We start from the raw sequence: 12,373 nt of genomic DNA on the forward strand, positions 1-12,373 counted from the left end.
ACAAGCGTTCCTGGCCATGCGCTCCTACATCGGAACAGCACGGAAGCAGGGCAAGAATGCCCTGGACGCCTTCGACGACCTCTTTGCCGGGGACCCATGGCTCCCCGCCACCCCCTGAACAGTTACGAAATATGAGCACTAAGCGTAAAAAGTCCATTGCGCCAGCTTACGCAACTTGGTGACACAGTGTCTAAACATGATTGCGTATTGTGGCATAAATAACACTGGAGCCAAAAAACGACGGCGGCTGGTGACTTGATTGCTCAAGCCACCAGCCGCCGTCGAACGTTCACTGCATTAGCGAACCGGGATTATTACAGGCCCAGGTCTGCCTCGAATGCGCCCTCTTCCAAGCGGGCCTTCAAGGTCTGCAGGAAGCGGCCGGCGTCCGCGCCGTCCACCAGGCGGTGGTCGTACGTCAGGCACAGGTACATCATGTGGCGGATGGCGATGGTGTCGCCCCCGTCAGCATCGGCCACAACCATGGGGCGCTTGACGATCGCACCGGTGCCCAGGATGGCAACGTTGGGCTGGTTGATGATGGGAGTGTCGAACAGAGCGCCGACGCTTCCAATGTTGGTGATGGAGAACGTGCCGCCGGAGAGCTCATCCGGACCGATCTTGCCGCTGCGGGTGCGGGCAGCAACATCGGCGATCTTCGTAGCCAAACCAGCCAGGTTGAGATCTCCTGCATTGGCAACGACAGGAACAAGCAGGCCCTTGTCAGTGTCCACGGCAAACGCCAGGTGCTCAGCGTTGTGGTACGTGATCTGCTGGGTTTCCTCGTTGTACTCACCATTGACGGACGGGTGCTGCTTCAGCGCCTCCGCCACGGCCTTGGCGATGAACGGCAGGTACGTCAGCTTGGCACCATTGGTTGCCGCGAAGGCATCCTTGGCACGGCCACGCAGCTTCACGACGCGCGTCATGTCAATCTCGTGCACCTGCGTGAGCTGCGTGGAGGCTTCCAGCGACTCGCGCATGCGCCGGGCGATGACCTGGCGGATCCGCGGTGCCTTGACCGTCGTGCCGCGCAGGGAGGACGGCACGACGGCGGGAGCCGACTTGGCTGCCGGAGTCGAGGCTGCAGGGGCTGTCGGAGCGGCTGCCTTGGCTGCCTCTGCGGCGGCGACCACATCCTGCTTACGGATTCGTCCGCCAACACCGGTGCCGGTGACGGAGGAGATGTCAACGCCGTGCTGGTTGGCGAGCTTGCGGACCAATGGCGTCACGTAGTTTGACTCCGAGCCGGAAGTTGCTGCGGAAGTTGCTGCGGCAGGTGCTGCTGCAGCCGGTGCGGGGGCTGCCGCAGCCGGAGCTGCAACTGGGGCCGGTGCTGCAGCCGGAGCTGCAACTGGGGCCGGTGCTGCTGCCGGTGCCGGAGCGGGTGCTGCCGGTGCTGCCGGTGCTGCCGCGGGTGCCGCCGGAGCAGCGGCCGGGGCTGCTGCAGCTTCGGAGCCGATCAACGCCAAAACGCCGCCAACTTCTGCAGTCTCGTCCTCAGCGACGCGGATTTCCAGCAGGACTCCGGCCACGGGGGACGGGATCTCGGTGTCAACCTTGTCGGTGGAAACCTCCAGGAGCGGCTCGTCAACCTCAACGGTGTCGCCCACGGCCTTGAGCCAGCGCGTGACGGTGCCTTCGGTGACCGATTCGCCCAGTGCAGGCAAAATCAGTTCGTGGGCGTCGCCAGCCGGCGCGGCTTCCTGTGCGGCAGGTGCGGCTGCGGGAGCTGCAGGTGCCTGTGCCGGAGCAGCGGACGGGGCCGGTGCTTCTGCGGACGCCTCGGGAGCCGCTGCGGGGGCGTCTTCACCGGAACCGATGCGGCACAGGGGGGCACCCACTTCAGCGGTCTCATCCTCAGGTACAAGGATTTCTTCCAAGATGCCAGCGAAGGGTGACGGGATTTCGGTGTCAACCTTGTCGGTGGAAACTTCCAGCAAGGGCTCGTCGACTTCGACGCGGTCCCCAACCTGCTTCAACCATCGTGTGACGGTACCTTCGGTGACGCTTTCACCCAAGGCGGGCAAGTTCACGGATTCAGACATTTCGTCCCCGTTCTCCTTCTTGTGCGGTGCACATTGGCGCATCGCTACGAAATTCTATGAATTATGTAATGTTTTGTAGCTTAGTGCACCCGGCGCGGGCGCCGGGTGCACTCAGTAAATATTCTTGCTAGCCGTGGAGCGGGCGTCCGGCCAAGGCCATTGCTGCTTCGCCCAGGGCTTCGTTCTGTGTGGGGTGCGCGTGGATGAGGCCGGCAATGTCCTCGGGGTAGGCTTCCCAGTTCACGATGAGCTGTGCTTCGCCGATCTGCTCGCCGATGTGCGTACCGATCATGTGCACACCCACCACAGGGCCATCCTTTTCACGGACAAACTTGATGATGCCGCCGGTGCCGATGATGGCGCTCTTGCCGTTGCCGGCCAGGTTGTACTCGGTTGACTCGACGTTGGCGTCGCCAAACTTTGCCTTGGCCTGCTTTTCGTTCAAGCCGACGGAAGCAATCTCCGGGTCGCAGTACGTGACCTTGGGGATGTTGATGTCTTCCACGATCACCGGGTTCATGCCGGCAATTTCCTCTGCTACGAAGATGCCCTGCTGGAAACCGCGGTGTGCAAGCTGGATGCCGGGGACAATGTCGCCCACGGCGTAGATGTTGCCAACACCGGTGTGCAAACGCTCATTGGTGATGACGAAGCCGCGGTCAATGGTGACGCCGGCTTCTTCAAAGCCCAAGCCTGCGGTGGACGGGCCGCGGCCCACGGCCACAAGCATGAGGTCTGCTTCAAACGTCTTGCCGTCAACCAAGGTGGCCTTGACTCCGTCGTTGTTCTGCTCCACGCCCTGGAAGAAGGTGCCGGTGTTGAACTTGATGCCGCGCTTGCGGAATGTGCGCTCAAGCACCTTGATGATGGAGGCATCTTCGTTGGGAACCAACGAAGCCATGCCTTCGATGATGGTGACGTCAACGCCGAAGGACTTCCACACTGAAGCGAATTCGACGCCGATCACACCTCCACCCAGCACGATGGCGCTCTTGGGAAGCTCGGTCATGCCCAGTGCTTCGTCGGAGGTGATGACCTTGCCACCGATTTCCAGGCCGGGCAGGCTGCGTGAGTAGGAACCGGTGGCCAGAACAAGGTTCTTGCCCGTGTAGTTCACGCCGTTCACGGTGACGGTATTGGCTGCGGTGAGGCGGCCTTCGCCTTCGATGACGGTGATGCCCTTGCCCTTGATGAGACCCTGAAGTCCCTTATACTTGCCGGCAATAATGCCGTCCTTGTACTTGTTGACACCGACCAGGTCGATGCTCTCGAGCGTGCTGTTGACGCCAATGCTGGAGCCATCACGCGCAAGGTCGGCAACTTCTGCTGCGTGCAGCAGCGCCTTGGTGGGGATACAGCCGTTGTGCAGGCAGGTGCCGCCCAACTTGCCCTTCTCCACCAGACCAACGGTCATGCCCAGTTGGACCGCGCGCAGCGCTGTAGCGTAACCGCCACTGCCACCGCCGAGAACCAAAATATCGAATTCTTGCCCAGCTGCCTGTTCGGCCACTTAGACGCTCCCTCGCGTTAGGTTTGCGCACCTGTTGATGGTGCGCCATGTCATCAATTATTGAGAGAAACGAGCTTTTCCATCAAGGAATTGCCGCTTCTTCCGGTCAAAGACAAATACTTTCAACGCTTACCTTACGTTAGTTGACCCATGCAACACCCACACCTTTGTCACACTAAACGTGAATGTGGTCATACTCACTTTGTAAGCCGCGCCCGTGCAGGCCCAGAGCAACCGGGCCTGCACGGGGTTTGTTTGAGATCAGGCGCTGCGGGCGACCACATCTTCCACATAGGACACCAGGGTGCGGACTGCCATTCCGGTGCCCTGTTTGGGCGTGTAGCCGTACGGCGCTCCCTCATTGAAGGCGGGTCCGGCAATGTCCATGTGCGCCCACGGGATGGTTTGGCCGTCCTTGCCCTTGCCAACGAACTCCTGCAGGAACACTGCGGCCGTCATCATGCCGCCCATGCGTTCGCCAATATTTGCCATGTCCGCAACGGTGGATTCCAGCGACGGGCGCAGTTCCTCCGGGAGCGGCATTGGCCAGAGAAGTTCGCCGGCCCTGTCAGCAGCAGCTTTCAGAGCAGCACTGACTCCGTCATCGCCCATAACTGCTGCCGTGCGGTGCCCCAGCGCCACTACCTGTGCTCCGGTGAGCGTGGCGACGTCGATGATCACGTCCGGGAACTCCTGCGAGGCGGCGACGAGGCCGTCAGCCATGACCAAGCGGCCCTCCGCATCGGTGTTCAGGACTTCAACGGTCTTTCCACCAAACATGGTCAGGACGTCGGAGGGGCGGATGGCCGTGCCGGAGGGCATGTTTTCAGCGATGCACAACCAGCCTGTGACATTGACAGGCAGGCCCAGTCCGGCAACGGCCAAAACGGAGTTCAGCACAGCGGCCGCACCTGCCATGTCGCACTTCATTGTCATCATGCCGGCGCCCGGCTTGATGGAAATGCCGCCACTGTCAAAGGTGATGCCCTTGCCAACCAAGGCAAGGTCAGCCACTGCACGCTCGGATTTGTACTCCACCTTCACCATGCGCGGGGGGCGTGAGGAGCCCTGTCCAACGCCCATGATGCCGCCATAACCGTCCTTGAGGAGGCGCTTTTCGTCAAAGACCGTGACCTTGACGGGCAAGCCCTTTGACAGTTCCCTGGCAGCATCGGCGAATGTTGCCGGATACAGCTTGCTCGGTGGCTCGTTCACCAGGGTGCGTGTGGCGTTGACGGCCTTGGCCACGACTGTGGCGCGTTCCAAGGCTGCCGCCAGTTCCGGATCCTTCGCCTGGGTGGAATGGATCGTGACCTTGGCTACCGGATCCTTCCGGCCCTTCGTGCTGGAGTGCAGGCTGGCGTATTGGTACGCGCCCATCGCGGCGCCTTCGGCCAACGCTGCAACCTGGGCGACCGTCGTCGTCGGTACGGCAAAGAGCACATGCTTGATCCCGGCCAGCTGGCGGATTGCCGCACCGGCTGTGCGGCGCAGGGCTTCCTCGCTGAGAGCACCGCCCTTCACTGCCCCGATTCCGGCCAACACCAGGATGCTGGCGCCAGTGTCCGGCAGCCCAGGCAGGCGCACCACCTGATCGGCCGCACCGGTGACGCCCAAGGCAGACAGCGAAGCCTTGAGTGAGGCGAGGGCTGCGGCGGACAAGGGCGCATCCAACAGGACTGGTCCGTCCTCTCCCTTGCTCACGGCGATGACGAGTGCGTCGGATGAAACCTTGGCCAGCTCTGTGCCAATGACGCGGAAGCTGATGTTTTCTTTTGAACTCACGGAAATACTGTCCTCACGTTGGAATGTTGATGACGGTCATGACTGCTTCCGATCGTATCGCCAACGACGGTCGAATGTGTGAGTTGTGGATTCGCACGTGTGCGCGCGGTGTTTGGCGGCTGTTGCCGCATCGCCTGCCTGCGGTACCGTATGAGCCATGAGCGAATTGAGCGAAGAACTCCTGCACGGACCCCTGCACCAGTGGCATGTTGACCACGGCGCGAAGATGGCTGAGTTTGGCGGCTGGTTGATGCCGCTGCAGTACGACGGCGGCGGCGTGGTTGCCGAGCACACGGCAGTGCGCACCGCGGTGGGCCTGTTTGACGTCTCGCACCTGGGTAAGGCCGAGATTCGAGGAGCGGGAGCCGTTGCCTTTGCGAACCGCTGCCTGTCCAACGACCTTGAGCGGATCCAGCCCGGCCACGCCCAGTACACGCTGGCGCTGACGGACCGCGGTACGGTCACCGACGATCTCATTGCCTACATGCGCGGCGAGGATGACCTGTTCCTTATTCCCAATGCGGCCAATACTGCTGCCGTCGTGGCTGCCCTGGAAGCTGCACGCGCTGCCGAAGGTGCCGAACTGGAGATCACGGATCTGCACCGCAGCTATGGCGTCTTTGCCGTTCAAGGCCCGCTGGCCAACACCGTCATGGCCGCCGTGGGGCTGCCCCAGCCCGCCGACTATATGTCATTTGTGGACGCGACCGTCAACATCAACGGCGCGGACGTTGCGCTGACCGTGTGCCGCACCGGTTACACAGGCGAGCTCGGCTACGAAGTGGTGCCTGCGTGGCATGACGCAGCCGCCGTGTGGGAGGCGCTTGCCGCTGCAGTGGAAATCGCCGGCGGCCGGGCAGCCGGGCTTGGCGCCCGCGACACTCTGCGCACAGAGATGGGATATGCCCTGCACGGGCACGAGCTTTCCACCGAAATCACACCCGTAGAGGCTGGCATTGGTTGGGCCGTGGGTTGGAAGAAGGCTGCTTTTTGGGGCAAGGAGGTGCTCACCGCGCAGAAGGCCGACGGCGCCCCCCGCAAGTCTGTGGGGCTGCTGGCCACCGACCGCGGCGTCCCGCGAGCCGGAGTCAATGTACTTGACGCTGAAGGGAACATCGTTGGCCACACGACGTCCGGGACGTTCTCACCGACCTTGGGCAACGGTGTCGCACTTGCCCTGGTGGACCCCGCTGTTGAGCTCGGACAAGCCCTGGCCCTGGACATCCGCGGACGTCGCCTGGGCGTGAATGTGGTCAAGCCCCCATTTGTAAAAGCCAGCACCAAGGCCTAACGCACGAGGGACAGAGGAGTCGGTTTTGCACGCAGGCGGCCCTGTTGCGTGGAATGATAGGGACGCTTGCAGTGTTGTGCTGTTTAGAAACGCAAGCAGCTGAGGAAAACCATGAATGTCAACGAGTACGTCCCATTCCACGACCCCGAGTCCCTCTATGTCCTCAATGAAGAACTGCTGGCCGCGGAGGATTTGAAGGGCGCAAACCTGCTCATGTCTTTTGCGGGCTTCGCTGATGCCGGCCATGTGGTCAGCCAGATCTCTGCCGAGCTCAAGGACCAGCTGGCCGGGGAAGCCGTGGCGGTTTTTGACGTTGACCAGCTCATTGACTACCGCTCGCGCCGGCCTCGCATTACATTCGCTGAAGACAAGCTCAGTGACTACCGCGCGCCGTCGCTGGTGCTGTACCGCATGTTCGATGCCCTTGGCACCCCGTTCCTGTTCCTCACCGGACAGGAACCGGATCTGCAGTGGGAGCGTTTCAGCCGCGCCGTGCTGGGCCTGGTTGAGCGTTTTGATGTGAATCTGGTCGCATGGGTGCATTCGGTGCCGATGCCTGTCCCACACACCCGGCCCATTGGTGCCACGGTGCACGGGAACCGGCCGGATCTGATCGAGGGCATTTCAGCGTGGAAGACCACCCTGGACATCCCGGCAGCGATCGGCCATCTTCTGGAGGTCAGGTTGGACGCGGCCGGACGGAATGTGGTGGGCTATGCAATCCACGTGCCGCACTACCTCTCCGACGCCGAATACCCGCTGGCCGCCGTTGCCGGGCTTGAATACCTGGGTGCTGCCCTGTCCTTGATGCTGCCCAGTGAACGGCTGCGGGAGGCTGGACGGGCTGTTGAACGCCAAATTACAGAGCAGGTTGAAGGCTCCAGTGAAGTTGCCAGTGTGGTGACCAACCTTGAGAAGCAGTACGACGAGCACACCGAAGGCACAGCACGGCGTTCTTTGCTGGCCGGGGACAACGACGAGTTGCCCGACGCCGATGAACTGGGTGCTGCTGTCGAGGCATATTTGGCCAGCCGTGACGCCGGACCGCAGGACGGTGCGCAACTGTCCTAGCCTGAGCTGGCATAAACTGTGCCAGTGAACAGTAGACGTGCGTGGTTGGTGTGGGGTGTCGGTGTTTTTGCCTACCTGATTGCGGTGACACAGCGAACATCGTTCGGTGTTGCCGGGCTTGTTGCCACGGACCGCTTTGACGCGTCGGCGTCGGCCCTGTCCGCATTCACCGTCATCCAGCTGGTGGTGTATGCCGGTTTGCAGATTCCCGTTGGCGTCCTGGTGGACAGGTTCGGCCCACGGGTCATGATCGCCACCGGCGCTGCGTTGATGGCGGTGGGTCAGTTGCAGCTTGCCGCCGCCACCTCCGTTCCAGCCGGTGTGGTGGGCAGGGTGTTTGTCGGGGCAGGGGACGCCATGACGTTCATTGCCGTGATCAGGCTCATCCCTTTTTGGTTCCCGCCCCGCAAGGTGCCCGTGCTGACGCAGATGACTGGTCAGCTTGGTCAATTTGGCCAGCTCATCAGCATCGCCCCCTTTGCCTTTGTGCTGCACAACGCAGGGTGGAGCCCGGCGTTTGTGGGACTGGCAGCTCTGGGCGTACTGGCCTGCATCCTGTCTGCCGCGCTGTTGCGCAATGCGCCAGCGGGGGCGATGACGCCTCTGGTGGCGATGGGTCTCAAGGACACCTGGACTGACTTAGCCACCGCTTGGCGGCAACCCGGCACGCGACTTGGCATGTGGAGCCACTTTGCGACCCAGTTTGCCGGCAACGTGTTTGTGCTGACGTGGGGTTATCCGTTCCTGGTCTCCGGACAGGGCCTGAATCCGGCAACGGCCAGCGTTTTGTTGAGCTTGTTTGTGGTGGTAGGACTTGTCTGCGGTCCGTTCTTGGGCAGTTGGGTGGGCAGGCACCCGCTGCGTCGTTCCACCCTTGTACTTGCGGTTGCTGCCATCACCATTGCCGCGTGGGCGGTCGTGTTGCTGCAGCCGGGCCCTTCGCCGCTGTGGTTGCTGGTGGTGTTGGTCTTGGTTCTCGCTTTGGGCGGCCCGGCCTCGATGATCGGCTTTGATTTTGCCAGGACATTCAATCCGTCCCACAAGATTGGCACGGCCACAGGAATTGTGAATGTGGGCGGCTTCTTTGCAGCTCTGGTGACAATGTACATGATTGGCCTGATCCTTGATTTGCTTAACGGTGCGGGTTTCTCCTCCGACGGGCTCTACTCCCTGGATGCCTTCCGTGTTGCGTTCTCCTTCCAATTCCTAGTGCTGGGCATCGGGGTGGTTGCCGTTGTTGTGTTGCGGCGCAAGGTCCGAAGCAGTATGGCGCAGCTGGGGGAGCGCGTGCCGCCGTGGCGTGAAGTCGTTGCCGACAGTCGCCGCCGTCGCCTGCAATACCGCCAAGAACAACGAGAAGAGCGTCAATCCCGTAAAAGGTAGTTTGTCTGCGCTTGCTGGCCTGAGGTAGTGCGCCCTGCTGTGAAAGTTCCGCACCCGAACATGCCGAAGCGTGCCCCTGTTATCCACAGATATGACGGTTTTGCCATAACGCTCTTTTTTGCGTGCCTGTCCGGCAGCAGCCTTGAGGCATGGGAAAACAACTAGAGAAAATAAGCGTCAGTGCCGGGGAAGACCTCTTGGCCTTCATCCCCCATATTGTGGGGTACTGGCCGGTGAACAGCATTGTCTGCATTGGGATGAAGGGCAAGCGTCTTCGGGCCACTATGCGGCTGGACCTGCCACCGCTGAATACCGCGGATCCAGATTATTTTGCGCAGATAGCCGCCGGACAATTGGCCAGCGACGAAGAAGCCGACGGCTGCCTGCTGGCCATCTTCGGAGAGCAGGACTGGGTGCAGGCGCATGATCTGCCCCATTCCGAAACATACCGAGGTTTCCGGAAGGCCTTTGCCGCCGTCGGAGTCCCTGTCAAGGACGCCTGGTACGTGGGCCCGGAACATTGGCGCAGCTTGGAATGCGTGGATGGGAGGTGCTGCGCGTGGCCGGGCAAGGGTATTGCCTCCATTAGGGAAAGTTACGTCAATGCGGAGTTCATTTTCCGAGGGAGCATTGTCCGGGACAATCCGAAGGAACAAATTCAGAAGTTGACGGTCCTTCGAGATGCCGAGTTCGCAGCTGCAGTCGCCGCCGCTGGCACATCGATGAAGGAAACCTTGGCAGTGCACGGCGATGGGCAGCGGCAAATCGGCATCAGTCTCGGTACGTGGGAAAAGGCCTTACAGGCCTGGCCGAAAACACCCAGCCCGGTCCTTACTGCCTACTTTTTGGCGTCTTTGGCAGACGCAACCGTTCGGGATGCGGTGATCGTGGCATTGGCGACATCGCCGCAGTGGTCATTGGCTGGAGCGGCGGGGCTGGGTCTGCTCACCCCGGAACCAGCACAGTCAGTGGCTGACCGAGTGGTGCTGCCGTGTGGTGATGGCAAGTATGCCGCAGAAAATGAAGCCGAAAAGGATGAAATTGTCCTGGAAGAAGTACTCAAGTCCATGTCCAGAGCCGAGCTGAAGCGGGCAACCGATGACTTTGGCAGGGTCTTGGTGGGGGAAATTGAGACAACAGGCCCGGCAAGGAGCAACGGCGCCCTGAATAGCTTGGAGGGAGGTGCTGAGTTGGCAGGGCCAGACTGGGGGCGGCTGGACCGCGCCGAACCCCTGTTGCTGTTCCTGGCGGGATCGACTGACTCTGCAGACAAAGCACCAGTGCTGTGTCTGCTCGGCTGGATTCAGTGGTGCAAGGGGAGGGGTACGTGGGCGGGGCACTACTTTCAGGCCTGCCTGCGTCATCAACCGGGGTACCGGTTGGCTGTCTTGCTTGATGAACTGCTAACCGTGGGACACATCGCCGAGTGCGCGAAGAACCCGGTGACGGCGTGGCATGGCTACGGGGTGGCAGAAGCTGCCTGACGCGCCAGGGGCTGTGATCTATATTGCAAACACCAACCCGCCGCTGAGGCGGGGCAGGCATGATTCACTGGGAAAACCGTGAGACACTAGAGGACAAGACCCGGTGGGGTCCATGTTGATGCATTGACAGAGTTTGAGTACGAGGGGCTGGAAGTACTTTCCAGACCGGTGGGAACAATGCCGCCGCACAGGGAGTTATACACTGTGACCCTCCAAGCAAATGTGATGCGCCAAGCAACATGGACTTGACAGGGTCATAGTGGTGTTGCCCGACGGTAACTCCACAGACCGCCGTAAGAAAGGTTTTCTGTGTCTGCTACTGCCAAGAGCAAAGTCTCCCCAACCAAGGAGATCGAGGACCCCGCATCTTTAGCCCCCGTCCCGCTGACACCCGCGCAGAAGCGTGCTGCCACGATCGCCAGGAAGAAGGCTGAGGCTGCCGCCGCCGCTGGTGAAGACGCACCCGCTGCGGCAGCGACTAAACCAGCCGCCAAGAAGGCCCCCGCCACACGACGAGGCAAAGCCAAAGAAGAGGAAGAGCCTGCAGCCGACGCTGCTGTCGACGACGAAGATCAGGACGACGCCAAGCCGGAGCGCCCCGTCGCCACCGGAACAGGCTTTGTCTACTCCGACTCAGACGATGACGACGCCCCTGTTCAGCAGGTCATGTCCGCCGGTGCAACGGCCGACCCCGTCAAGGATTACCTGAAGCAAATCGGCAAGGTGGCGCTGCTCAACGCTGAACAAGAAGTGGACCTTGCCCTGCGCATCGAAGCCGGCCTGTTCGCGAAGGAAAAACTCGACACCATCAGCGACAAGATGGATGATCAGCTCAAACGCGATCTCGAACGCATCGTGCACGACGGTGGGCGCGCCAAGAACCACCTGCTTGAGGCCAACCTACGCCTGGTCGTGTCCTTGGCCAAACGCTACACCGGACGCGGCATGCTCTTCCTTGACTTGATCCAGGAAGGCAACCTGGGCCTGATCCGTGCGGTTGAGAAGTTCGACTACACCAAGGGTTTCAAGTTCTCCACCTACGCCACATGGTGGATCCGTCAGGCGATCACCCGCGCCATGGCAGACCAGGCACGCACCATCCGCATCCCCGTGCACATGGTTGAAGTCATCAACAAGCTGGCCCGTGTCCAGCGGCAGATGCTTCAGGACCTCGGCCGCGAACCGACACCTGAAGAGTTGGCCAAGGAATTGGACATGACTCCTGAAAAGGTTGTTGAAGTCCAGAAGTACGGCCGCGAACCCATCTCCCTGCACACACCCCTGGGTGAAGACGGCGACTCTGAGTTCGGTGACTTGATTGAAGACTCCGAAGCTGTTGTGCCGGCCGATGCAGTGTCCTTCACCCTGTTGCAGGAACAACTGCATTCGGTTTTGGATACGCTCTCCGAGCGTGAAGCCGGCGTTGTCGCCATGCGCTTCGGTTTGACTGATGGACAGCCTAAGACTTTAGACGAAATCGGCAAGGTCTACGGAGTCACGCGCGAGCGCATCCGCCAGATCGAATCCAAAACCATGTCCAAGCTGCGCCATCCTTCGCGCTCACAGGTGCTGCGGGACTACCTGGACTAGTCCCCACGCCCTCCCCAATGGTGTCCGCTGGCGCGTTCACCATTGGGGCCCTCGGGCGCGGGGGCCCATATGCATTAGGGCCCCCTTGAATTCTAGGGGTCGTTGCAACACCTGGTGTTTAGTTGGTTATCAGTAGATCATGAAGTTGCTCGGCTGGTGTATTCCAGTTGAGCGTTTTGCGTGGGCGTGCGTTGAGTTCCTGGGCGACGTG

8 protein-coding genes are annotated in these 12,373 nt (G+C 61.2%); 5 read left to right on the plus strand and 3 right to left on the minus strand.

Annotation, left to right across the window (positions count from 1 at the left end):
- Positions 1-314 precede the first annotated feature (314 nt).
- The 3 genes from sucB to JMA46_RS16265 all read right to left on the minus strand — a co-directional run bounded on the left by sucB (position 315) and on the right by JMA46_RS16265 (position 5,343).
- Entirely contained in the window at positions 315-2,048 is a 1,734-nt protein-coding gene (sucB, locus tag JMA46_RS16255; protein ID WP_207346391.1) for a 2-oxoglutarate dehydrogenase, E2 component, dihydrolipoamide succinyltransferase, read from the minus strand.
- A 127-nt stretch (positions 2,049-2,175) separates the two neighbouring features.
- The gene (gene lpdA, locus JMA46_RS16260; protein WP_207346392.1) at positions 2,176-3,558 is read right to left on the minus strand and encodes a dihydrolipoyl dehydrogenase; all 1,383 of its coding nucleotides are present in this window, start codon (positions 3,556-3,558) and stop codon (positions 2,176-2,178) included.
- Between the two features lie 261 nt (positions 3,559-3,819).
- On the minus strand, positions 3,820-5,343 hold the full coding sequence (locus JMA46_RS16265; protein WP_348770201.1) for a leucyl aminopeptidase: 1,524 nt from the start codon (positions 5,341-5,343) through the stop codon (positions 3,820-3,822).
- A 157-nt stretch (positions 5,344-5,500) separates the two neighbouring features.
- Between JMA46_RS16265 and gcvT the strand changes: the two genes are divergently transcribed.
- From gcvT to JMA46_RS16290, 5 genes are all read left to right on the plus strand, one after another.
- On the plus strand, positions 5,501-6,634 hold the full coding sequence (gene gcvT, locus JMA46_RS16270; RefSeq protein ID WP_207346393.1) for a glycine cleavage system aminomethyltransferase GcvT: 1,134 nt from the start codon (positions 5,501-5,503) through the stop codon (positions 6,632-6,634).
- A gap of 111 nt (positions 6,635-6,745) precedes the next feature.
- Entirely contained in the window at positions 6,746-7,705 is a 960-nt protein-coding gene (locus tag JMA46_RS16275) for a PAC2 family protein (protein ID WP_207346394.1), read from the plus strand.
- Between the two features lie 24 nt (positions 7,706-7,729).
- The gene (locus JMA46_RS16280; RefSeq protein ID WP_207346395.1) at positions 7,730-9,088 is read left to right on the plus strand and encodes an MFS transporter; all 1,359 of its coding nucleotides are present in this window, start codon (positions 7,730-7,732) and stop codon (positions 9,086-9,088) included.
- A 149-nt stretch (positions 9,089-9,237) separates the two neighbouring features.
- Positions 9,238-10,572 (plus strand): DUF4192 domain-containing protein, encoded by a 1,335-nt coding sequence (locus JMA46_RS16285; protein ID WP_207346396.1) that lies wholly within the window; start codon positions 9,238-9,240, stop codon positions 10,570-10,572.
- 351 nt (positions 10,573-10,923) lie between these two features.
- Positions 10,924-12,162 (plus strand): RNA polymerase sigma factor, encoded by a 1,239-nt coding sequence (locus JMA46_RS16290; RefSeq protein ID WP_348770202.1) that lies wholly within the window; start codon positions 10,924-10,926, stop codon positions 12,160-12,162.
- Positions 12,163-12,373: the final 211 nt, after the last annotated feature.

This window comes from Arthrobacter sp. E3 (genome assembly GCF_017353415.1).
GTDB lineage: Bacteria > Actinomycetota > Actinomycetes > Actinomycetales > Micrococcaceae > Specibacter.